The 22589-nt window shown below is 62.8% G+C and carries 18 protein-coding genes; 5 read left to right on the top strand and 13 right to left on the bottom strand.

From position 1 onward, the window contains the following. The 6 genes from ACSW29_RS21310 to ACSW29_RS21285 all read right to left on the bottom strand — a co-directional run bounded on the left by ACSW29_RS21310 (window position 1) and on the right by ACSW29_RS21285 (window position 7571). Window positions 1-882: a DMT family transporter gene (locus tag ACSW29_RS21310; RefSeq protein ID WP_448278240.1), complete on the bottom strand. Its 882-nt coding sequence runs from the start codon at window positions 880-882 to the stop codon at window positions 1-3. A 4-nt stretch (window positions 883-886) separates the two neighbouring features. Continuing rightward, window positions 887-2389, bottom strand: coding sequence for a DEAD/DEAH box helicase (locus tag ACSW29_RS21305; RefSeq protein WP_448278239.1), 1503 nt, complete (start codon window positions 2387-2389; stop codon window positions 887-889). Between the two features lie 62 nt (window positions 2390-2451). Beyond that, window positions 2452-3909 carry an NADP-dependent phosphogluconate dehydrogenase gene (gndA, locus tag ACSW29_RS21300; RefSeq protein ID WP_448278238.1) on the bottom strand — a complete coding sequence of 486 codons (1458 nt, stop codon included), beginning with the start codon at window positions 3907-3909 and terminating at the stop codon, window positions 2452-2454. Between the two features lie 217 nt (window positions 3910-4126). Beyond that, entirely contained in the window at window positions 4127-5917 is a 1791-nt protein-coding gene (locus ACSW29_RS21295; RefSeq protein WP_230815618.1) for a DEAD/DEAH box helicase, read from the bottom strand. Between the two features lie 261 nt (window positions 5918-6178). Further along, a complete protein-coding gene (locus ACSW29_RS21290) occupies window positions 6179-7132 on the bottom strand; it encodes a M56 family metallopeptidase (protein ID WP_230815619.1) in 954 nt (317 codons plus the stop codon). Window positions 7133-7157: 25 nt separating this feature from the next. Further along, window positions 7158-7571: a BlaI/MecI/CopY family transcriptional regulator gene (locus ACSW29_RS21285; RefSeq protein WP_003944876.1), complete on the bottom strand. Its 414-nt coding sequence runs from the start codon at window positions 7569-7571 to the stop codon at window positions 7158-7160. Between the two features lie 177 nt (window positions 7572-7748). Between ACSW29_RS21285 and ACSW29_RS21280 the strand changes: the two genes are divergently transcribed. After that, window positions 7749-10337, top strand: coding sequence for a bifunctional lysylphosphatidylglycerol flippase/synthetase MprF (locus tag ACSW29_RS21280; RefSeq protein WP_317828029.1), 2589 nt, complete (start codon window positions 7749-7751; stop codon window positions 10335-10337). Between the two features lie 10 nt (window positions 10338-10347). On the opposite strand, the gene ACSW29_RS21275 is transcribed toward ACSW29_RS21280, so the two are convergent. The 3 genes from ACSW29_RS21275 to ACSW29_RS21265 are packed head-to-tail and all read right to left on the bottom strand — an operon-like array spanning window position 10348 to window position 13744. Continuing rightward, the gene (locus tag ACSW29_RS21275) at window positions 10348-11199 is read right to left on the bottom strand and encodes an ABC transporter ATP-binding protein (RefSeq protein ID WP_448278237.1); all 852 of its coding nucleotides are present in this window, start codon (window positions 11197-11199) and stop codon (window positions 10348-10350) included. Then, window positions 11196-12287 (bottom strand): FecCD family ABC transporter permease, encoded by a 1092-nt coding sequence (locus ACSW29_RS21270; RefSeq protein WP_448278236.1) that lies wholly within the window; start codon window positions 12285-12287, stop codon window positions 11196-11198. The genes ACSW29_RS21275 and ACSW29_RS21270 overlap by 4 nt, the downstream gene beginning before the upstream one ends. Beyond that, window positions 12284-13744 carry a FecCD family ABC transporter permease gene (locus tag ACSW29_RS21265; RefSeq protein WP_230815749.1) on the bottom strand — a complete coding sequence of 487 codons (1461 nt, stop codon included), beginning with the start codon at window positions 13742-13744 and terminating at the stop codon, window positions 12284-12286. The genes ACSW29_RS21270 and ACSW29_RS21265 overlap by 4 nt, the downstream gene beginning before the upstream one ends. Window positions 13745-13946: 202 nt before the next feature. Here ACSW29_RS21265 and ACSW29_RS21260 point away from each other — a divergent pair, with 202 nt between their 5' ends. Further along, window positions 13947-14729, top strand: coding sequence for a hypothetical protein (locus ACSW29_RS21260; protein WP_448278235.1), 783 nt, complete (start codon window positions 13947-13949; stop codon window positions 14727-14729). A 236-nt stretch (window positions 14730-14965) separates the two neighbouring features. Next, window positions 14966-15394, top strand: coding sequence for a PaaI family thioesterase (locus tag ACSW29_RS21255; protein WP_003945020.1), 429 nt, complete (start codon window positions 14966-14968; stop codon window positions 15392-15394). 68 nt (window positions 15395-15462) lie between these two features. Here ACSW29_RS21255 and ACSW29_RS21250 read toward each other — a convergent pair whose 3' ends face one another. After that, the gene (locus ACSW29_RS21250) at window positions 15463-16878 is read right to left on the bottom strand and encodes an NAD(P)/FAD-dependent oxidoreductase (protein WP_448278234.1); all 1416 of its coding nucleotides are present in this window, start codon (window positions 16876-16878) and stop codon (window positions 15463-15465) included. 410 nt (window positions 16879-17288) lie between these two features. Here ACSW29_RS21250 and ACSW29_RS21245 point away from each other — a divergent pair, with 410 nt between their 5' ends. Further along, complete coding sequence (locus ACSW29_RS21245) at window positions 17289-18086, top strand: ArsR/SmtB family transcription factor (RefSeq protein WP_317828035.1); 798 nt, start codon at window positions 17289-17291, stop codon at window positions 18084-18086. Window positions 18087-18218: 132 nt separating this feature from the next. Here the strand turns inward: ACSW29_RS21245 and ACSW29_RS21240 are convergent, their stop codons facing one another. Continuing rightward, the gene (locus ACSW29_RS21240) at window positions 18219-19202 is read right to left on the bottom strand and encodes a hypothetical protein (protein ID WP_448278233.1); all 984 of its coding nucleotides are present in this window, start codon (window positions 19200-19202) and stop codon (window positions 18219-18221) included. A 520-nt stretch (window positions 19203-19722) separates the two neighbouring features. Here ACSW29_RS21240 and ACSW29_RS21235 point away from each other — a divergent pair. Beyond that, window positions 19723-20856 (top strand): diguanylate cyclase, encoded by a 1134-nt coding sequence (locus tag ACSW29_RS21235; protein ID WP_448278232.1) that lies wholly within the window; start codon window positions 19723-19725, stop codon window positions 20854-20856. Here the strand turns inward: ACSW29_RS21235 and ACSW29_RS21230 are convergent. Both ACSW29_RS21230 and ACSW29_RS21225 read right to left on the bottom strand, forming a co-directional pair. Continuing rightward, entirely contained in the window at window positions 20845-21318 is a 474-nt protein-coding gene (locus ACSW29_RS21230; RefSeq protein ID WP_448278231.1) for a DUF5709 domain-containing protein, read from the bottom strand. The genes ACSW29_RS21235 and ACSW29_RS21230 overlap by 12 nt on opposite strands. 73 nt (window positions 21319-21391) lie before the next feature. After that, on the bottom strand, window positions 21392-22567 hold the full coding sequence (locus tag ACSW29_RS21225; RefSeq protein ID WP_317828088.1) for a lipase family protein: 1176 nt from the start codon (window positions 22565-22567) through the stop codon (window positions 21392-21394). Between the last annotated feature and the right edge of the window lie 22 nt (window positions 22568-22589).

The raw sequence follows: 22589 nt of genomic DNA, 5'->3' as shown, positions 1-22589 counted from the left end.
TCACGAGCTTACCGTCGATTCCGCCGCGGCGCCCTCGGTATCGCGTGCCTGTGAGCGGGAGAGGGCGATCGTGGTCATGATCATGACGGCGACAGCGCACCCGATGAGAGCAATTCCGGGGCCGTCGACGCGGAGGCGTTCGTCCAGAACCGTCATCCCCAGGAAGATGGCCGCAATCGGCTCGCCGATCGTGAGAGCGGGCAGCGACGCTGACAGCGGCCCGACCTGGAACGCGCGTTGTTGCAGGTAGACCCCGATCGCACCCGAGGCGATCAGAGCCCACGTCTGCCAGGCCGAAATCACCCCGACGACGCCGTGTCCGAGTAGGTCGGTGACGTACTTGGTGAACGCGACCGCAACGCCGTAGAAGATGCCGGCCGCGGAGCCGAGAAGCAGTGCGCGCCAACCACCGTCGAGTTTGGACAAGCCGCCGATGGTCGCGACCACGGCGACTGCGACCGTGATCGTCAGGGGCACAGCCCAATCGGGCCACGGGGCATTGCTGTCACCCTCGGTGGGATCGCCGACCACGAGGAAGATCGCCAACGAAATCGCGAGCATGATCGCCAGTGACCACGCCGAACGGGTGATGCGGATACCCGAGAACTTGGCCGAGAGCGGCAGCGCGAACAGCAGCGAGGTCACGATCAGCGGCTGCACGACCAACACCGAACCCAACGACAGTGCAACGGCCTGCATGACATAACCACCGCCGTCGCCGATCAATCCGGCCCACCACCGAGGGCTCCGAATCAGCGACGCCACCAGCGCCTCGCCCTCGGGAACCGCCGACGCTGCCCGCTGCTGAGCGACGGACGCGCACGCGAAGAGCAGTGCGGCGACGAGTGCGCAGAGAACCGAGATCAGTGGAAGATCACCCATGTCCTCAGTGTGCGCGCTTGCCCGCTCGATTTCCGGCAGACGGCTTTCCTGCGCCCGGTGCACCCCGCCGCGGCGTCAGGCCCTTGGAGGCCAAACGTTCCGAACGGGTCGGGACCGGGGTGCCGTCGGCCCGGATCTTCTTCACACTCTTGGGATCGGTGACGCGCCGCGAGGAGGCGGCTCGCTTGTCGCCGTCCTTTTTCATGCGGCCACCGGCAGCCGTCCGACCTGCGGTGTCGTGTTCCTGGCGGCCACGCTTTGCGGTGTGCTTGACGGCGACGGTCGTATCGGGAGCCTCGACCGGAATGCCCGTCGGCTCCATTGCTCCGGTGATACGCGTGAGTTCCAGATCGTCGGGGCGGACCCGCACACCGTGAACCTTGATGCCTGCCTGCTTGGTCAACTTCTCGACCGCGTCACGTTCTTCGTCGGTGACGATGGTGACGACGACGCCCGATTCACCGGCGCGAGCGGTCCGGCCGGCGCGGTGCAGGTAGTCCTTGGCCTCGGCCGGGGGATCGACGTGAACAACGAGGGTCACGTCGTCGACATGGATTCCGCGGGCCGCGACATCAGTGGCGACCAGGACGGGGGTTGTTCCGTCGGAGAACGACGCGAGGGTCTTGGTCCGGTTGTTCTGCGTCTTACCGCCGTGCAGTGCGCCGGCAGAAACGCCGATCAAATGCAGCTGCTGCGCAAGACGATCCACACCGTGCTTGGTCTTGACGAACATGATGGTCCGCCCCGCCCGTGAAGCAATATGTGCGACAACGGATCTCTTGTCGTCGCGGTCGACGAAGAGCAGGTGATGCTCCATGGTCGAGACGGTGGCAACCGGGGGAGCAGTCGAGTGCGACGCCGGATTGCGCAGGTAACCCGCGACCAGATCGTCGACCTTGCCGTCGAGTGTTGCCGAGAAGAGCAGGCGCTGACCGTCTTTCGGTGTCGTGTCGAGAATCTTCGCAACCTCGTCGATGAAACCCATGTCTGCCATGTGGTCGGCTTCGTCGATGGTCGTGATCACGACGTCGTCGAGAATCACCGACTTCTGCTCGAGTAGGTCGAGTAGGCGCCCGGGGGTTGCGATCAGGAGATCGACGCCGCGGGCAAGGATGTCGGCCTGACGCTTGATCGGAACGCCACCGACCGCATTTGCCACACGCAAACCGATCTCGGTAGCGGCGTCGTCGAGTGCTTTGTGAATCTGGATCGCCAGCTCACGGGTGGGAGCGAGCACCAAACCGCGCGGACGATTCCGCTTGCTCGCCCCACCCTTGAGGCGCACCAGCATCGGAAGCCCGAAGGCCAGAGTCTTTCCGGAACCCGTCGCGCCGCGCCCGAGGACATCCCGACCGGCAAGGACATCGGGGATGGTTGCCGACTGAATGGGGAAGGGGGCATCGATGCCGCTACGGCGCAACGCGTGCACCATCACGGCGGGGATTCCGAGGTCGACGAACGAACGCCCTTCGGTCGAGGTGGGCGAGTCGATCGTCGATTCCTGCATTTGTCCAGGCTACCGGGTATCGGTAGACGCAGATGACCGCATCTACCGATACCCGCTGTGAATCAGGCCTCGATTTCGCTGCGGTCACCGCTCCACAGCGTGTGGAACTTGCCCGGCTTGTCGATGCGCTCGTAGGTGTGCGCGCCGAAGAAGTCGCGCTGACCCTGAGTCAGGGCGGCCGGCAGACGCTCCGCGCGGAGACCGTCGTAGTACGAGAGCGAAGACGCGAACGCCGGTACCGGAATGCCGAGCATCGTCGCGGTGGCGACCACGCGGCGCCAGCTGTCGATGCCTGCCTCGATGGCCTCACGGAAGTACGGTGCCAGAATCAAGCTCGGCAGGCTCGGATCCGCGTCGAACGCGTCCTTGATGCGGTTGAGGAACTGCGCACGGATGATGCAGCCACCGCGCCAGATCGTTGCCAGGTCGGCAGGCTTGAGGTTCCAGTCGTACTCGGCGCTGCCGGCAGCGATCTGATCGAAGCCCTGCGCGTACGCCACGATCTTCGACGCGTAAAGCGCGGCCTGGATGTCAGCGGCGAACTGCTCGGCGTCAGCCGGCTTGTCGCCGAGCGAACCCGAAGCCAGGCCCTGCGCCTGGGCTGCGGCGCGCTGATTGCGGCTACCGGACAGTGCGCGAGCAAACACGGCCTCGGCGATACCGGTGACCGGCACGCCCAGATCCAGAGCGGACTTGACCGTCCAGCGGCCCGTGCCTTTCTGCTCGGCAGCGTCGACGATGACGTCGACCAACGGCTTGCCGGTCTCGGCGTCGATTTGACGGAGCACCTCGGCGGTGATCTCGATCAGGTAGGACTCGAGCGTGCCCTTGTTCCATTCGGTGAAGACGTCGGCGACCTGACCGGCGTCGTAGCCCAGCGCGTCACGGAAGAGGTTGTACGCCTCGCCGATGAGCTGCATGTCGGCGTACTCGATGCCGTTGTGCACCATCTTGACGAAGTGACCGCTACCGTCGGGGCCGATGTGCGTGCAGCACGGGGTGCCGTCGACGTGAGCGGAGATGGACTCGAGAAGCGGGCCGAGAGCCTCGTAGGACTCCTTCGGGCCGCCGGGCATGATCGACGGACCGTTGAGTGCGCCTTCTTCGCCACCGGAGATTCCAGCGCCGACGAAGTGCAGACCGCGGGCACGGATCGCTGCTTCACGACGGATCGTGTCGGTGTAGAGCGAGTTGCCACCGTCGATGATGATGTCGCCGGGCTCCATGGCGTTCGCGAGCTCTTCGATGACAGCGTCGGTCGGGGCGCCGGCCTTGACCATGATCAGGACGCGTCGCGGCTTCTGCAGTGCGGCAACAAACTCTTCGACGGTCTCGGTGCGCACGAAATCGCCCTCGGAACCATGCTCGGCGATCAGGGCATCGGTCTTGGCGATGCTGCGGTTGTGCAGGGCAACGGTGTGACCGTGGCGGGCGAAATTGCGGGCAATATTCGAACCCATGACGGCCAGGCCGGTGACGCCGATCTGAGCTCGGGGTGATTCGGTGCTAGTGGTTGACATACTTACAGCTTTCCCTCTCGGTCCGCGGCTGTGAAATCCTGCGCTGTGCGCAGCCGAAAACGGTGCGGCCACGACGCGCGTGAACATCAGACCGTGCATACAAAACACGGATGCAGATCACTTTAATTGCAGTGACCTGCATCCGTCTCGATACAGCTTCCGGCACAGCCGGAAGGTTCTCAGTGTTCAGTTGTCGAGCCGCAGCTCAGCGCAGGTATTACCGCTGATCGCGCTTCGGGCCGTCGAATCCGTCATAGCTACGACGGTCGGTGCGGCTGCGAAAGCCACCGCCGCTGGTCGCGGCTGCGCGATTGTCGCCGCCGTCGCGGTTGCCCTGGTATCCGCCGGATGAGCGGTTGCCCTGGTATCCGGTCGAGGGACGGCTGTCGCGGTCTCCGTAGGACGGACGGCTGTCGCGGTTGCCCTGATATCCACTGCCACCGGAAGAGCGGTTGCCTTGGTATCCGCCGCGGCTCTCGCCGTCGCGGTTGCCCTGGTATCCGCCGGATGAGCGGTTGCCCTGGTATCCGGTCGAGGGACGGCTGTCGCGGTTGCCCTGGTATCCACCGCTGGAGCGATCACCTTGGTATCCGCCGCGGCTCTCGCCGTCGCGGTTGCCCTGGTACCCACCCGAGGAACGATTGCCCTGGTATCCGCCGGAAGAGCGGTTGCCCTGGTAGCCGCCGCGGCTTCCGCCACGATCACCGAAGGAACGCTCGCCACGAGAAGAGCTCTCGCGCAACGGTTCTCCGGTCGGCTTCTTGGCGCCGGTGATACGAGCCAGCTCAGCAGAACCCGGGGTGACGGGAACGGCAGCGGCATTGACGCCGGCCATTCCGGTCAGACGCTTGAACCCACGCTTCTGATTCGGGAGCACGATGGCCACGACGGTGCCCTTCTCGCCGGCGCGAGCCGTGCGGCCGGCGCGGTGCAGGTAATCCTTGTGATCGGCCGGGGGATCGACGTGAACAACCAGATCGATTCCGTCGACATGGATTCCGCGTGCGGCGACGTCAGTGGCAACGAGAACCGGGGTGCGACCGTTCTTGAAGCGCTCGAGGACGCGGGTGCGCTGGTTCTGTGCCTTGCCGCCGTGAAGCGACTCGGCGGCGATGCCGACTGCGCGGAGGCGGTCGGTGATTCCCTCGCAACCGAGCTTGGTGCGGGCGAACATGATCGTGCGTCCGTCGCGGGCACCGATCTCGGAGAGGACGGAATCCTTCTGGCCGCGGTCGACGAGGAGGACGTAGTGCTCCATCGTGTCGACGCTCGCGCGACCGTCTTCGGTGGAGTGCGTGACGTGGTTGGCCAGGAACTGACGAACCAGCGACTGGACCTCACGGTCGAGGGTTGCCGAAAACAGCAGGCGCTGTCCGTCTGCGGGGGTCTCACCGAGGATCGAGCGAACCTCGGGCAGGAAGCCCATGTCCGCCATCTGATCGGCCTCGTCGAGTGCGGTGATTTCCACCGAGTCGAGGATGCAGGTGCCCTGACGCAGGTGGTCGCCGAGACGACCCGGGGTGGCGACGAGAACGTCGACGCCGCGGCGGAGCTGATCGACCTGCTTGGCGAACGGCGTTCCACCGACAGCGGGACGAACCGTGAGTCCGAGTGCGCCGGCGTAGGAGTTGAGGGAGTCGACCACCTGGAAAGCAAGCTCACGGGTGGGGACGAGCACGAGTGCACGGGGACGCTTGGCGGCCGGGCGATCCTCGTGACGCGAGAGGCGGGTCAGCATCGGCAGGCCGAATGCGAGGGTCTTGCCCGATCCGGTCTGTGCGCGGCCGAGAACATTGGTTCCGGCGAGCGCGTCCGGAATGGACTGCGCCTGGATGGGAGACGGGACGGTGATGGAGTTGCGCGCCAATGCGGCAACAAGCTGCTCGGGCAGGCCGATCTCGGCGAAGGTGATACCCGGCTCGGTGGCGACTGCTTCTTCGGCAGCGGGGGTGTTGATGGTGGTGTCTTCGATGTTCTCGGAAGACGACATTTGGACAGCGTTGGTCACGCGGAAACCTCTCCGGACTACGGGCACGTCGCGGAGCGGAAGAAGCCATGCTGAAATACACGACACAGTTCGCAAAGGGACGAGCCAGGGCACATGTCACCTGGCAATCCGAACGCATACTGCGGGGAATTGGGCTGTGTGCCGTTATATGTTGACGGACCACGATGGTGGCCGTGGTCCACTCTACGCCACCGGCTAGGTCTAAGTCAGGTAACCCCGGCTGTGACCTGCACTACTGCACGTGGTTGCGCTGGTCAAGACTCAGTAGGCGTTGAAAAGCAGGCGAAGTTCGGTGAGCCAGGGCACTGCCACAGCCACGGTGGGCACCACGAGAATGGCGACCGCCCCCAGATACGCAAAAATCGCAATCCGGGGATCGGCATCGTCAGCCGAGAGGCGCTGCACTCTAATGAGCGTTGACGGACCGCCCGCTGCCATCGCTCCGCGCGGTGCGGTCGATCCGGCACACGCGACCAGTGCTCGCGCCAGGGGAGTCGGTCCGGTAGCGCGGACTGCCGAATCATCGGCGAGTAACTCAACCAGGAGCTGTACGGATCCGAGAGCCGACTTGCTACGGACGAAACGGGGGAACGCGTGGTTGACGGCGGTGAATGCCTCGAGGACGAGATCGTGACGAGCCCGCAAGTGCGAACGCTCGTGCGTGAGGATGGCCTTGACCTCGGCATGATCGAGGTTCTGCAGAGTGCCTTGACTGAGGACCACTCGTTGACGCAGGCCAGGCAGGCAGTAGGCGATCGGTTCGTCGACGTCGAGCACTCGCAGGTCGGGTGTGCGTTCGACCGAGGCGGGCATGGCGCAATCGTCGAGTAAGTCGACCAACACACGGTGACGTGCACGGCGACGCCTGGTCCTCACGGCGACCTGGATGACCGAGAAGATCAGCTTTGCGCCGATCAGAAGCGTCAGGGCAAAAACAACCACGTACAGAATCCACAGCGGCAACCCGAGGGCGTCGATCTCGGCCGTCGGAGCCGTCGTCGGCCTTCCGTCAGCGCCGGGAACGAGCAGCTGGCTGGCAATGGCCAGGCCCGAGCTGAATGCCGACAACACCGCAGCGATTGCGACGGCTTGCCACAGAACCAACGCCGCGCGTGGAGCGCGGTAAGGCCACGTCGAGCGGCTCAGGAGTGCGGGTACCGGACCGGCCAGCAACAAGGCAAGCAGTCCGAAAACCAGTGCAGTAGTGGCGTTCATGTCCTACACATCATGCACGACGAATTCAGTTCGGCCTAGAAATTCCGGGCTGCGCAGCCTTTTTCGCGGACTCGCGCACTTCGAGGGCAGCGAGCGCTTCGCGGAGAGCATCTGCTTCGTCGGCATTGACCTGGCCCACGAAGTGAACGAGTGCCGCAGCGCGACCGCCGGACTCCGGAGCCTGGGCGAGAGCGTCGACCATCAGGCTCGCAACCAGTTCTTCGCGCTTGTTGACGGGAAGATAGCGATGCGCTCGATCGTCACGCTGCTGAATCACCAGATGCTTCTTCGCCAGGCGCTGCAGAACGGTCATGACCGTCGTGTACGCCAATTCGCGATGCGTCGCGAGTGCTTCATGCACCTGTCGCACAGTTTGCGGCTCTGATGTGGACCACAAATGATCCATCACCGCGCGTTCGAGTTCACCTAGACCTGCCATTCTTCGATTCTACGGACTTCCACGACGAAATACGTACTACTGGTAGTAGTAACCACCTCGGTGGGGGTGTGGTATTGGCCATAGTGATCTGCATGACGGTTACGGTGGTGAGAGCAGCGAGAAATGCCCGATACTGAGCAAGCCAACAGTCGATCCGCAGAAAGTAGCCGCACGTAGATGACGATCGACAGTTCGCCGGGCGCCGAAGAATCCACATCACGGGCATGGGCAGTCGCGCAGAAATCTGCCGACATCGTTCGTTTCGGCATTCGCGACGCCCCGTTGACGGTCGTTCTACTTCTCACCATGTGGATCCTGGGCGCTGCCACCGGCAGTCTCGTGCACGGACCGTCCCGCGATCTCGAGCACGCGATCGGCGCGGGAATAGGCTCGATCCAGCACGGTCGCATCTGGACTCCGCTCACCTCCACTCTGTGGGCGGGAAACCTGCTCGGGTACATCGGTGCGAGCGTGCTCCTGATCGCGGTCGCTGCGCCCCTCGAGCGGCGCATGGGGACCGTCAAGCTCGCAATCGCCGGAGCGAGCACCCAAATCCTCGGTGTGCTCCTCGGCCTCGGCTGGGCATCGTTCGCGAAGGTGTTCGACTCCAACTGGGGGTTCCGCCTACACGTCGGCTCCGCTGTCGGCGCGAGTGCATGGATCGTCGGCGCCGCAATGGCCGCCAGCTCGAACATGGGCACACTGTGGCGTCGACGCATCCGCGTCGGAACCCTGGCTTTGACGATCACCTTGGCCCTGTTCAGCGGCCAGCTTCAAGATGTCATCAGGTTCTTCGCCTCCGTCGTAGGTCTGGTGATCGGCCAATGGGTCGTGGGGCGGTCGGCTCGCGGTGAGCGAATTGCCGGGACCCAGCGGGAGGGCCGCGTCCTCGTGGCCATCGTCGTGGCGGCCAGTGCGATCGGCCCGATGATCGCCGCGCTGTCCCCGCAAGCGGTAGGTCCACTTGCCGTCCTGCGTGACCTCTTCCGCGGAGTTCCGTGGACGGTGGCCGAGGTTCGAGAACTGTGCGCCGAGTCCGCGTCGGACCCGGACTGTCGACGAGGTCTCCTCGAGCTCCGACTCTCCGGTGTCGGGCCGACCCTGCTCTCGCTGATGCCGTCGATTTTTGTTCTGGTGCTGAGCGACGGGCTGCGTCGTGGCCGCAGATTCGCCTGGATGGCGACCGTGTGCGCCCAGGTGGTCCTGCTCGTCCTCTCGATCGGGAACTTCGTCATCAGGTTCGTCGACGCCGTGGACAGCGACAGTCTGTTCTACGGAATCAGCGATCCGAACGTGTACCGGACACTCGTGCCGTTCCTGACGCCGCTGTTCGTGCTGATCCTGTTGATCTCCACACGCCGATACTTCGACGTGGCAGCCCCGGCCAAGACATACAGACGCTTGGGCGTCGCGATCGTGACGTTGCTCGGGGTCCTCGCCGTGATCTACGTGGGCGGCGGAATGCTCGCCAGGCACGGGTTCGACCGCGAGCCCACTGTCACCATGCTGCTCGCAGACTTCCCGCAGCGCCTCGTGCCGCCGGTGTACCTGCAGTTGATCGACCCGCGCCTCCTTCCCGTGGACATCGAGTCGACGTTGCTGTTCGAGTGGACCGGCGTCGTGTTCTGGGGCGTTGCTGCCGTGCTGGTCTTCGTGAGCTTCCTCAAGCCCGTCAAGACCGCTGATCCGAAAGCCGCCGAACGTGCGCGATCGATGTTGCTCGCCGGCACCGGCAGTCCGTTGTCGTGGATGACGACCTGGAAGGGCAACACCTACTGGTTCAGTGCAGACGGTTCGAGCTACGTCGCCTACCGTGTCATCGCCGGAGTCGCACTCACCACCGGTGACCCAGTCGGTCCTCCAGATCGGATGCGCGCAGCGATCGAGGGGTTCGCCGAGTTCGCGTCGTCGAACGGTTGGATCCCGTGCTTCTACTCGGTGACCGACGACGCACGCACCATTACCGATTCCATGGGCTGGAGCGGCCTACAGGTCGCTGAGGAAACAGTGCTCGATCTTGGGGGAATCGCGTTCACGGGCAAGCGGTTCCAGGACGTGCGCACGGCACTGAATCGGGCGAAGAAGTCCGGGATCACGGCCGAGTGGATTTCCTTCCCGCACGCGCCTCTCGCGATCAAGGATCAGATCGTCGCGATCTCGGAAGAATGGGTAGCGGACAAGGGGATGCCCGAGATGGGCTTCACTCTCGGCGGACTCGACGAGGTCGACGACGAGGCGGTGCGCTGCCTGATCGCCGTGGACGAGGATCGCACGGTGCACGGTGTCACGTCGTGGCTGCCGGTGCACCGCGACGGCAAGGTCGTCGGCTGGACCCTCGACTTCATGAGGCGACGCTCCGAAGGGTTCCGTCCCGCGATGGAGTTCCTCATTGCTTCTGCCGCACTGAAATTGGAGGAGGAGGGTGTCGAGTTCCTCAGTCTGTCCGGTGCGCCGTTGGCAACAATCGCCGCCGACTCCACTACGGACGCAGCCGAGACCAACGCAGCCGAACCTGAGGCCACGACCTTCTCGGCGATGATGGACAGCGTCCTTGATCTGCTCGGTCGCACACTGGAACCGGTGTACGGCTTCCGATCGCTGCTGGCCTTCAAATCGAAGTTCCAACCCCGGTACGTGCCGATGCACATGACGTTTGCCGATCCGGCCGCGTTACCGAGCATCGGCAACGCGGTCGGGCGGGCGTATCTGCCGACCGTGTCGATCGGTCAGGGATTCAAACTCGTTCGGACGATTCTGGGTCGCTGATTCGCGATCTTCAGGCGGGCCTGGCCGGCCCGCCGACAGCGCCGAAGACGTGCCGGGTGCCGATCGGGACGATCAGGGGCCGATCCGAGACCGGATCGTCGATGACCGCAGCTTCGAGACCGAATACCTCGAGCAGAAGTTCCGCGGAAATGATGTCCTTGGGGACTCCCGAAGCGACGACGGCGCCGTCGCGCATCACGATCAGATGATCGCTGTACCGAACTGCGAGATTGAGGTCGTGCAGAACCATCACCACGGTGCGCCCCATTTCCTCGTGGAGTTGATCCACCAGGTCGAGGACTTCCATCGAGTGCGCAAGGTCGAGGTACGTGGTGGGCTCGTCGAGGAGCAGGATGTCGGTCCCCTGGGCGAGAGCCATCGAGATCCAGGCCCGCTGACGCTGGCCACCGGACAATTGATCGACCGGCCGATCTGCAAGGTCCGAGACACCGGTCAGCTCGAGTGCCTGGGCGACCTCGCCCTCGTCGTCCGCGGACCACTGCCGAATCCACGACTGGTGCGGGTGGCGTCCACGTGAGACCAGATCGGCGACGGTGAGCCCTTCGGGCGCTACCGGAGCCTGGGGGAGCATTCCGAGGACCCGCGCGACTTCCTTGGTCTTCATCGAACTGATCGCCTTGCCGTCGAGGATGACCGATCCACCCTTGGGCTTGAGTAGACGGCCCAGCGCGCGTAGAAGTGTCGACTTGCCGCAACCGTTGGGTCCGATGACCGTCGTGATCACGCCGGTGGGGATCTCGAGATCGAGCCCGTCGACGATGATGCGATCCCCGTACCCGAGCGTCAGATTCTGCGCGACGAGGCGCGAAGGGGCATCGGTGGACTGGGCGATGGTGGTCATGCTGTGACCTTCCGATTGTTACGAACCAACAGGTAGAGCAAGAACGGACCACCCAGTGCGGAAGTCACGATTCCGACGGGGAGTTCCACAGGCAGAATTGTTCGAGCGATGACGTCGCTGCCGACCACCAGTACAGCACCGGTCAGCGCGGAAGCCACGATGGGCGGGCCGGCAGAGCGCACCAGACGCATGGCGACCTGTGGCGCAGCCAGGGCGACGAAGCCGACCGGACCTGCTGCAGCGGTTGCGATGGCGGCCAGCGCCACTGCGGAGAGCAACAGTTTGGCCTGCGATGATTGCAAGCGAACACCGAGTGAGGTGGCGTTGTCGTCGCCTAACCGCAGCGCTCCCATCGTGAACGAGGCGATCACCGCGTAACCGCCGACTATCGCGACAGCGATGGCTACCGGCCACATCTGATTCCAGGTGGCACCGTTGAGAGAACCGTTGAGCCACACCTGTGCGCGGGAAGCGTCGTTGATGTCCGCCGAGATGAGGAGCCACCCTGTCGCTGCCACGAGCATGGCGTTGATGCCGATGCCGATCAGGATGAGGCGGAACCCCTCGACGCCTTTGCGCCATGCCAAGGCGTAGATCACCACTGCTGTCAGCAGTCCGCCACAGAGTGCGGCTAACGGAATCCCCAGTGTGGCAAGCAGTCCCACGAACGATCCGCCGCCGCCGAGCACGATGAGAGCAACCGCGGCAGCACTCGATCCGGCCGTGATTCCGAGGATGTCGGGGCTTGCGAGGGCGTTGCGAGCGATCGTCTGGGTGACCGCACCGGCGATGCCGAGTGCCATACCGATGAAGAGCGCGGTGAGCGAGCGAGGAAGTCGGAGGTCGAAGACGATCAGGTTCTGTGTCTTGCTTCCATTACCCAGCAGGACGGAAATGACATCGGGGATCGAAATCGGATAGTCGCCGCGTCCGATGTTGATGCAGAGCAGAAGGAAGAGTGCGACCGCGAGTGCAATGCTCACCGACACCGCGAGCGGACGGTAGACCAGCGAGAATCCACCGACACGAATCGACTTACGTGAGGGGACGGTCCGGGGGAGTACCCGGAGTTCTTGCTTGAGCGTCACAGACTTGCCAACTTCCTGCGGCGTACGAGAGCGATGAAGAACGGGGCGCCGAAGAGGGCCAGGATGATTCCGACCTGCAACTCACCGGGGCGCACGACTACGCGACCGATGATGTCCGCGGTGATCAGCATGACCGCACCGAGCAACCCCGCGTACGGGACCAGCCAGCGGTAGTCGGGTCCGGTGATGGCCCGGGCCACGTGGGGGACCACCAATCCGATGAACGCGATCGGTCCACACGCTGCAGTTGCGGCGCCGGTCAGCAGGGTGATCGCGATGATGCCGAGTGTGCGACTGAACGCGATGTTCGTTCCCAACGCTTTTGCGACGTCTTCACCCAGGCTGAGGACATTGAGCCCCGGCGTACTTGCCAGGGCGATGACCAAACCGAGTATCAGGAAGGGGAGGACCTGCCAGAGAACGTCGAACCCGCGACCGGACACCGACCCGACTACCCAGAAACGGTAGGCGTCCAGGCTGGTCTGGTCGAGAATGATCACGGCATTGGTCATGGCTTGCAGGAAAAACGCGACGGCTGCGCCCGCCAGAGCCAAACTCAGAGGACTTGCGCCGCCGTTCCCGATCGAGGACAAGCCGAAGACGACGATGCTGGCGACGAACGATCCTGCAAACGCGAACCAGAGGTACTGACTCGGTGCGGTGAAGCCGAAGAGATAGATCGCCATGACAACGAAGAACGCCGCGCCGGCATTGAGCCCGAGTAGACCGGCATCCGCCAACGGGTTACGCGTGTGTCCCTGAATCAGGGCGCCGGCGATACCGAGTGCGATGCCGACAACAAGACCCAGGATGGTCCGCGGAGCACGCAACGTTCGCACGATGATGTCCGTCTGGGTACCGTCCGAGCTGAAGATGGCGTGGAAGATCTCGGCAAACGTCAGCGGCCGAGCACCCACCGCGATGCTCGCGAGCATGACGAGCGCGAGAAGAACCGTCAGCACCGCAAGACCGATCAGCCGGCGACGACGAGTTGCCCCGACACTGTTGTCACGCGCGAGTTCCTCGAACCCTTCTTCGCGCGCCGTGCTTTCACGGACCACCTCGATACCGGTTCGATCGAACGGCCTGCGCAGAGCCCGGCGAACACCGATGGGTTGCTTTGTCTTCGCGTCACGCGTGACCAGACCTACCCATCCCTTTCCCGAGGTCCGGCCCGTGGCACCTTCGCGGAATCCGAGGTTCCACACAAGGAGACCGACGGCGATGGCTATTGCCGTGCCACCGAATACGGCGCGGTCGGCTTCGCCGCCACCGTTCTCGTCTCGGAGCGACTGAACGATGTACCAGCCGACGAGCAAGGGAAGCAGGAACACCCCCGCGTCGAAAATCCCAGCTAGGACACGCATTCGGACAGGAGCCGGGCCGCGCGGCACTATGCGCCGTCCGTACGTCTCGCTGGGTCCTCGGGGATGTCCGTTCCCGAGAGGTTTGATCATCGTCACTGGCGGTTCGAGCTCCTGGTCTTTGTGCGCAGGGAATTCGCATCTTAGGTTACGGAACCCTATGTGGGCGTGCTCCCTGTGGGGCAAGTTCCTGTGTATTTGCGGTGCCAAGCGTCACAGTTCTTTACTCTTGAATTATGGTGAGGCTAACCTACATTAAGAACCACAAGACAACTTCGGCCGATTGGAGTGCACGGTGACAATCACCTTGACCACCCAGCATGCGGATGTTCGTGAATTCGAACTCCGGTCGAACGCATTGAGCCGCACCAGCGTTCGCCTACGAGCACTCAACCCTGACTATCCGCGCGTCTACGCGGTTGCCTCCATGGCAGGCGAAGGTAAGCGGCGCTGGTGGCAGCTCAGTGAAGGCTTGGGTGGGGATCGGGTGCAACAGATGTTCGCCCGCTCACTTCAGGATCTCGACAGTGCTGAAGCTGCCGCGATACAGGTTGCGACGTCGCTCATTCATGCCGTGGTCGGCAGAGTTGCCGCATCCATCGTCTCCGAGGGGTCCGCCTGGGACCCGGGGCTCGAAAACCTGTTCATCCACATGGACAGCGACGGCGGAATCGACTGGGCAGGCGTGGTCGACGAAACGCTTCGTGTGGCACCCAACGGGCGAGAGTCCGGAAGTGACGGCGTCGTCGACATGCCATGTGAAGAGGCCCTCCTCATCTGGACTGCACACCGTTGCCTGACGTCGCTGCGCGCCATCTACGACGCCGTGGCCAGATGTGCGCCCGTCGACCAGTTCAGATTCTGGGGACTGGTGGGGGAGTCGATCCTGGGTGCAGCCGCTTATGTCCCCATCCTGGTCGGTGATGGCGAATCGGTAGCGCAGCGCCGTGGACAGGGACTCCTCGACGCCTTTGTCGCAGCCGGGTTGCCGGTTCGCGCGCGCCGTAGGGTCTCGCTGCGTCCTCGCTGGAACCAGTTTGACGAAGGGCTTGCTAAATTAGGTCAGCCTTGCCTATGATTGTGGAACGCCTTGCGGAGAGTTACACACCGCGAGAGTGGCGAAACTGCCGGACCGCGCCGGAGTCCTGAGGGCTGCAGAGACTCCCGGTCCTTCCCACGGCGGGTTTCACATCGATCGATGTGAAACCCGCCGGTTCTTTTTTCAGACCTGATTCCAACCTCGAGTTACCTCTCGTGTAATCAAGTAGGGAGTGGCTGCCACACCGGCGCCGGAGAATCACAGATGGAGATGGCATGGTCGACACTGCTGAGACCGCAGAGATGATGAAACGGCTCGGAACGGGCTTCGACGCCACCATCGGCCTGGAATACACCGAACTGAGCCCAGATCGTGTGCGGGCGCAATGGACGGTCAAGCCCACGCTGCACCAGCCCGCAGGGATTCAGCACGGAGGCGTGTACTGCTCGGTGGTGGAGTCTCTCGCCAGCGTCGGTGGCACCGTATGGCTGGGCGAGCGAGGCCACGTGGTCGGAGTCAACAACAACACCGACTTCCTGCGTGCAACGAGGGAAGGCACACTCACCGCAGAAGCCACCCCGATTCATCGCGGACGCACTCAGCAACTCTGGGAGGTTCGCATCACCGACGAGAACGACAGACTCGTCTCCAAGGGACAGGTTCGCCTCGCGAACATCACCGAGGTGGCGAAGATCGGAAACTGAGAACACGGTAAAGGGCGGCAATGGAGTTCAACTCCACTGCCGCCCTTCGTTGTTGACTCAGGTGCTGATCAGCCGGCAGCCTTCTGTTGCTTGCCTGCGGTCTTCTTCGACTCGTCGTTGAAGGCGCTGCCGGCCGTCGTCGCTTCCTTGTTCTTCTTCTCCAATTCGCCCATCGCGTTTCGCGCGAAGACCTGCTGCTCGGTGGACGCCATCTGAGCACGGCCACGCCCGAAGAACGTCACCGCCCATGACAAGAGCGTCGAGGCGCGCGAACGGAACCCAACTAGGTACAGAAGGTGAATTGCCAGCCAGGCAACCCATCCGATGAAACCACTGATCTCGAGCTTGCCCACCTTGGCTACCGCGCTGAAGCGCGAGATCGTTGCCATGCTGCCCTTGTCGAAGTACTTGAACGGAACTCGCGCCGAGGGGGACTGACCATTCAGTTCCGCCTTGATCTGCTTAGCCGCGTACTTGCCTCCCTGCATGGCGACCTGAGCTAAACCGGGAAGCTTGTCGAGCGACATCATGTCGCCGATGACAAAGACATTGGGGTGTCCGGGAAGCGACAGGTCAGGATTGACCATCACGCGGCCGGCGCGGTCGGTTTCTCCGCCGCTCTGCTCTGCGAGCTGCTTCCCGAGCGGGCTCGCCTGAACTCCGGCAGACCACACCTTGCACTGCGACTCGATACGGCGAAGCGTGCCGTCCTTCTCCTTGATGATCAGACCGTCGTTGTCGACGTCGGTGACCATCGCGTCGAGCTGGATCTCTACGCCGAGCTTCTCGAGCGTCTCGGCTGCCTTACGGCTGAGCTTGCCGCCGTACACGGGCAGGACTGCAGGCGCGCCGTCCAGGAGCACAACACGTGCCTCACGCGGATCGATCTTGCGGAAAGCGCCGTCGAGCGTTCGGCGGGAAAGCTCGGCGATCTGTCCGGCCAACTCCACGCCAGTGGGGCCGGCGCCGACCACGACGAAGGTCAGCAAGCGCGCGCGCTCGGCAGGATCGTCCGACAGCTCGGCCTGTTCGAACGCGCCGAGGATACGTCCACGCAGTTCGAGGGCATCGTCGATTGTTTTCATACCCGGGGCGAATTCTGCGAACTGATCGTTACCGAAGTACGACTGACCGGCACCTGCTGCCACGATCAGACTGTCGAATGGCGTTACCGTGACGCGTTCGAGCAGGCGCGAGGTCACAGTCCGGTTCTCGAGGTCGATCGTCTCGACTTCACCGAGCAGTACCTGGGCGTTCTTCTGCTTGCGCAGCACGAGCCTCGTAGCGGGAGCGATGTCCCCGACCGAGAGGATGCCGGTGGCAACCTGATAGAGGAGAGGCTGAAACAGATGGTGGGTTGTACGCGCGATCATCGTGATGTCGGCATCGGCTTTTTTGAGAGCCTGAGTGCCGAACAATCCTCCGAAGCCGGAACCGATCACCACTACGCGGTGGCGGTGCGGTTCAACCGACTGGATGCTCATTCCGTACTCCTCGAGTTCTAGGCGACAGTCCTACGGTAGTCCCACCGCGGCCGAGCTTCTCTGCGAGCAGCCCATCGAGCGCAGCTGGGTCCGAATCGATCAAGCGGCCCCGGTGGTGATCACTCCCGATGCGATCGGCTTCGCCGAACCGGGGGTGATCACCACTTTGTCGAGGTGTCGGCTACTGGCGGACCGACAAGATGAACAGCGCGATGCACCCGCCGACGAAAACCAGGATCGACAGGGCCACCGACGCATACCCGACACCTACTCCAATTGCTGCCCAGTCCATGTGCCCAACCTCTCGTGTACTGCGATCCGGGATTCAGACCACATCTGCCTAGTGACATCACACCTCATTGATCCCTACTTCGGAAACCCGGCACGCCCAACCATTGACATGCAAGTAAATGCTTGCATATTGTGAGGTTGTGGTCGACCGGATGAATGCAGTGTTCAAAGCTCTTGCCGATCCGACACGGAGGCTTCTTCTGGACCGCTTGTTCGTAGCCAACGGTCAGTCGCTCGGAGAGCTGTGCGACAGCCTCGACATGAGTCGACAAGCTGTCACGCAACACCTCACCGCGCTCGAGGAAGCAAATCTGATCAGCACGGTTCGGCAGGGGAGATCCAAACTTCACTATCTCAATCCCGTTGCGCTCGAAGAAATTCGAGAGCGATGGATCAACAAGTTCGAGGTGCCGCGCCTGAATGCGCTCAGTGCCGTCAAAAAACTCGCGGAGGAAGCCATGACCGACAAGCCCAGTTTTGTGTATGTCACCTACATCGCCAGTACGGCCGAGAACGTCTGGAAAGCGCTCACGGATGCACAGGCCACTGCGGAGTATTGGGGACACAGCAACGTCTCCGATTGGCAGCCCGGATCAACGTGGGCGCATCAACGGATCGACGGTTCGAACATTGCGGATGTAGTCGGCACCGTGGTCGAGAGCAACCCGCCATCGAGGTTGGTCACCACCTGGGCTGACCCGAACGGCGAGCCGGGCGTTGACATCTCTCGGGTGAGCTTCGACATCGAATCCTTCGATGCGATCGTGCGTCTGACCGTCAAGCACACCGATCTGGCGGACGAATCGGCTCGCATGGAGGTAGCGGGCGGATGGTCGGCGGTGCTGTCGAACCTGAAGTCCTATCTCGAGACCGGAAACACGCTTCCGGTGGCGCCGTGGGAGATGCCGGTCGGTTGACAGTTGTCCAGCAAGACGAACGTGCTCCCTGTGCAGGAGGGGGTTCCGGCGTTCACCCTGGAACAGGGGATCGAGGGCACCGCGCGGTGGCGGCCGTGCGGTCGCACCTGCTGAAATCGATGTCGCCGAACGTCAGCCCGTCGGGTCGCCGTCGACGGTGATGTTGTTGCTTCGTAGCCAGAATGTGGCGTCCGGATCCCACCCGGCGAGCACGGTGGCCCCTGCGTTGGCCGACAACGGGATCGCGAGGCCTGGCGTGGTCAGATAAGCCATCATGGTCAGGTGGACGGCGTCGTAATCCGCGGACACCGAAACCCAGTCCGGAATGAACCATTCACGGTACTCACCGGTCGTGTCATACCACACGGAGCGACGTGAAGCGGGCACGGGCAGGGGATAGGTATCGACCAGTTTCGCCCAGTCCTGCGGACCGGTGATCTCGTAGATGCGGGGCGCACCGTAGGTCCTTACCGGCTGCACCCGAGCCTCGTTCGAGGAGCTGTCTTCTTCGAGGAACACCCCGAGGGGCCCGATGCCATCGCGGGCCCTGGTTGTTTCGGTTGTGCCGTTGGCAAAAGGGATAGACCACCATTCGCCGCCGATGTGACGGTCCGGATCTTCGATCTGGTATTCCAGAAACTGGCGTTCGTAGTCGAGTACCTCAGCGCGCCACTGTTCGAGGCCGTCTTCTGTACGGTAAATCCGCAAGGGTAGTTCCGACCAGCCGTAGATGGGGTTTCGCTTTTCGACCAGATTCTGGTTCAGAAGGTCAGCCGGCCCCGTCCACCAGGCGGTGTGTGGCGAGTCGAGAAGGGCTCCGGCGATCGGGCGCAATGCCGCGATCACCTCAGGACGGACGAAGATCACGTCTTCCTCGTCGGGCGGCTCCCAGTAGCGTGCACAATCCACGGCATACGCGAGACAGTGCAGAATCTCGAGTTCCGACATTTCAGTGATTGCTCGGACGTCAACAGTGTCGAGTACTTCAAGCGCATGTTCGGTCGATTGAGGCCAGTGTCTACCGGATGTGCGTGCGCTGGCGTGGCACGCGTACCCGACGTTCGCGCAGAATCGACGACCACGCGGTGAGCCGAGGACGAGCGCAACGGAATCCATGTGGGTAAAGCTAGCGGACGAGCTGACGGGGGACGTTCGAATATCCATTACTTGACATAATGTAGATTATCGGCAAATTGTCGACCTGGCGATATCCGGCTCACGTGCCGTTTCTTGTATTCATCTTCGACGTCACCTACCCATGTCGATCTGTCGGTTCAGCTGCCCACTGTTTACAGATTTCCGTCCGAGATCACTGAGCGCCTCGGGCGACTTGATCGTTGCGCCTCGACTGTCGCCGGCCGAGTTGCCAGCGACGGCCATCTGGCCTTGTCGGCGACTACGACTACGCCGAGTTACCTAGTCGGTTACGAAGCAAGATCGTCCAATAAGCGCTCTGATGTCGATTAGTGTTGATGAACGCGACTTGCCCATCTCCACCCACCTGACCTCAATTCGTCACTGTGACGTATCGGGGGCGACAGGCTGGACGCGAGTGCAGTTCCATTGTCATTGCCACGGACTACTATCGCCGCATGTGTTGTATTCGACCGGCCGCTTCTCATGGTCAGGGGCCGCGATGAGCGACACACCCAAGGTCGTGCACCGCTGGCTCGCAGTGCCAGACCAGTTTGACCGATTCACGCGATTCTTGCGCGACAACGGAATTCTGATGCCGACTCGGATTGGAATCGGCGTATTGGTCTTCCTCCTGGGTGGCACGATTCTGCTGAAGCGTTTGGGCACCCATTCGGTACAGACCATCGGATTTCCGTTGGACGTCGGCGTCGCAGTGCTTGTGATGATCGGCGGAATTGCCCTGCCGGTCATTGCGACTACCCGTGAAAGGTCGTATTTCTTAGTCGTTGGCGGGGACTTCGCCGTTGCGGTGATCGTGCTGGCCGAGGCGAATCCGGATCAGCGGTTGCTCGGATGTCTTGTCTTCGGGCTCGTCGGCTCGTATGTAGCCTTCTTTCACAACCTTCGAGCGCAACTGTGGCACCTCCTGTGGTCCGGGGCGATTATCGTTGTCGCCAGCATCGGGGTTTTCACGGATGCGCCTTCGTCAGCCTCAGACGTACTGGGACGCATTGCCTTTGCCATCCCTGTTATCACTGTCATACCGGTCGTCACACAGATTGTTCTGGCGCTCCTGAGCAACGACGCGCAGAGCTCCGAACTCGATCCATTGACGGATCTGCTGAATCGGCGTGGACTGGCGCGGCGGACTTCCGAACTCCTACAAGCGAAATCCAGCCTCGATCAGTCTTTGCTGGTTGTGGTGATCGACATCGACAATTTCAAACACTTCAACGACACCTACGGTCACGACGTGGGTGACCGCGTCATCTTGCGGACCGCGTATCGACTCCACGACTGGGCCAGATCGGACGCAGCGATCGCTCGTATCGGCGGTGACGAATTCGTCGTCGTTCAGATGATGCCGTTGCCCTATGTCGGCGACTTGCTCGCGCGGATTCACCCCGTCATGAACTCCCCTACGGGCGAACCACTCTCGACGACGAGCATCGGCATAGCCGTACACAACGGCGGCTGGCCGGACGTGCAGGCAGCAGAAAGCGGCCTGCACGATCTACACCGCCTAGCCGATTCGGCGATGTACGAAAGTAAGAGGATGGGCGGAAATCACGTCCATTCCATCGTTCTCACCGATCAAGAGTCACAACAGGTCGGCGGTCGTTCAGTCCTCTGAGTCGTCGATCAGACGCATCGCGGCTTCCTCTGCCGACGCTGCGCCGCCGTCGATTCCGACGTCTCCGGCGATTAGCTCGCTTTCCTCGTCTTCGTATCGGCCCTCGTCTTCGGCAACGAGACGCCCGACGCGGCGGTTACCCACTTCGTCGCCGTTCGGGAATTCTTCTTCCCGTTCGAATTCGTCGGCATCGGTGGGATCCTTAAGCGGATCACCCAGCGACGCGTACGGATCGGGTTCTTCCTCGGCCAAGCGCTCGTCGAGGGTCTCCCCCGCTGATTCCTCGCTGCCGGTCAACCCGTGGGCATCAAGTCCCAGTGGGCGTTCCGGTGGTGAGATTCCCTCGTCGAGAATGTCGTCGACGCCTCGATCGATCAGAGTGTCTTCGGGTTGAAGCTGGTCGTCGGGGTCGAGACTGTAATCGCCATTGCCGGCCGCGCCGGTGTCATCCGTGTCGCTCATACACTCAACGATGCCACGGGCACACGGAGTTGGCCACGCGCCGCGCCTGCTCGATACATCACGCCAGAGATCTTCAGCACGACCGTGGCGCGGGCACTCCGTCGAATCTGTCCTGTAGATACTCGAACGCGGTGGGTAGACCGAGGACAGCGGTGGTGAGGTGGTCCGGGCTGGGGAACAGTTGGGATTGAATTGTTGCTCCTGCGGCGCAGTACCTCGAAATGGTGTTGACCACCGAATCGATGGGAATCAGCACGTCGTCGGGCGTGTGCCATTCGAACACGGGGGCGGTCGGTACTCCCGGATAGAGTTCGACGCTGTTGTCGTCCATCACCTTTCGCACTTCAGGACTGGACAACAGGGAAGTCGACGTAGACACCTGGGAAGCGCTGCGCCCGGCGCCAACTCTCAGGATGTCGTTGGTGCAGGCATTGGTGAGTTCGGACCGCATCGACCGACCGAGGTCGTTGAGTTGGTTACTGAGCGGCAAGAGGTCGGGATACTCCCGCTCGAGGCCCATCGCTGCGGCGAAGGCAAGGCCGAATGCCGGGTGCGGATCTTGCCCGAGTCCATTGGCCATCTTGGACAGGTTCATCGGAACGCCGCCCTCGGCAACACCGACGAGGTTGACCTCGGGTGCGTAGGTCGGCGCCAGCGCAGCTGCCCACGCGGTGGCCATACCGCCACCGGAGTATCCAGCGATGCCGACTGGGCTGGCGCCGCTACGCAATTCTGGGACTTTCTGGACGGCGCGTATGCCGTCGAGCGTGATCTGTCCGCCCAGTCTTGCGGCGCCGTATGCGCTGTTGGGTCCGAGATGGTCGGGAAGCGCTATAGTCCATCCGCGCTGCAGAGCGACGTTGAGGATGGGTGCTTCACGGATGACGATGTTGGGATCCGATGCGTAGAGCGCTCGCGATGGCGCACAACCTGTTCCGAGTGCGTTGACGATGTGCTGATAGGAGAGCAGGGGGCCGTCTTGCGTTTGATTCGGCGGGACCAGGATAGTGCTGACCGCGGCAATCGGCTTGTTCTCGGAGTTCGTGGACCGGTAACTGACCTGCCAGATCGCGACGCCCGGAAAAGTCGTCAGATCGGGGGCTCGCCGTACGGAGATCGGCGTGCCGGCGGTCCCCTCGGCCGCTGCTTGCGAATAGAACGGGTCCGGGTCCGGTGCGGGATACGCGGGATCTGCCTGTGCAGTCCACCCGGAGAGCAGTGTGGCGGTCAGCGCCGCGGCAGTCAGCATCGATCCGGTAAACACCCGTTTG

The organism is Rhodococcus sp. GB-02, assembly GCF_053470465.1.
This window is presented reverse-complemented; position numbering and strand designations above follow the sequence as displayed.

Coding starts and splice junctions, on each gene's coding strand:
- ACSW29_RS21305 (WP_448278239.1), bottom strand. CDS start 2,389: ATGCAGGAATCGACGATCGACTCGCCCACCTCGACCGAAGGGCGTTCG.
- ACSW29_RS21245 (WP_317828035.1), top strand. CDS start 17,289: ATGCTTGCATATTGTGAGGTTGTGGTCGACCGGATGAATGCAGTGTTC.
- ACSW29_RS21275 (WP_448278237.1), bottom strand. CDS start 11,199: ATGACCACCATCGCCCAGTCCACCGATGCCCCTTCGCGCCTCGTCGCG.
- gndA (WP_448278238.1), bottom strand. CDS start 3,909: ATGTCAACCACTAGCACCGAATCACCCCGAGCTCAGATCGGCGTCACC.
- ACSW29_RS21230 (WP_448278231.1), bottom strand. CDS start 21,318: ATGAGCGACACGGATGACACCGGCGCGGCCGGCAATGGCGATTACAGT.
- ACSW29_RS21255 (WP_003945020.1), top strand. CDS start 14,966: ATGGTCGACACTGCTGAGACCGCAGAGATGATGAAACGGCTCGGAACG.
- ACSW29_RS21225 (WP_317828088.1), bottom strand. CDS start 22,567: ATGCTGACTGCCGCGGCGCTGACCGCCACACTGCTCTCCGGGTGGACT.
- ACSW29_RS21280 (WP_317828029.1), top strand. CDS start 7,749: ATGACGATCGACAGTTCGCCGGGCGCCGAAGAATCCACATCACGGGCA.
- ACSW29_RS21285 (WP_003944876.1), bottom strand. CDS start 7,571: ATGGCAGGTCTAGGTGAACTCGAACGCGCGGTGATGGATCATTTGTGG.
- ACSW29_RS21240 (WP_448278233.1), bottom strand. CDS start 19,202: ATGGATTCCGTTGCGCTCGTCCTCGGCTCACCGCGTGGTCGTCGATTC.
- ACSW29_RS21250 (WP_448278234.1), bottom strand. CDS start 16,878: ATGAGCATCCAGTCGGTTGAACCGCACCGCCACCGCGTAGTGGTGATC.
- ACSW29_RS21265 (WP_230815749.1), bottom strand. CDS start 13,744: ATGATCAAACCTCTCGGGAACGGACATCCCCGAGGACCCAGCGAGACG.
- ACSW29_RS21235 (WP_448278232.1), top strand. CDS start 19,723: ATGAGCGACACACCCAAGGTCGTGCACCGCTGGCTCGCAGTGCCAGAC.
- ACSW29_RS21310 (WP_448278240.1), bottom strand. CDS start 882: ATGGGTGATCTTCCACTGATCTCGGTTCTCTGCGCACTCGTCGCCGCA.
- ACSW29_RS21290 (WP_230815619.1), bottom strand. CDS start 7,132: ATGAACGCCACTACTGCACTGGTTTTCGGACTGCTTGCCTTGTTGCTG.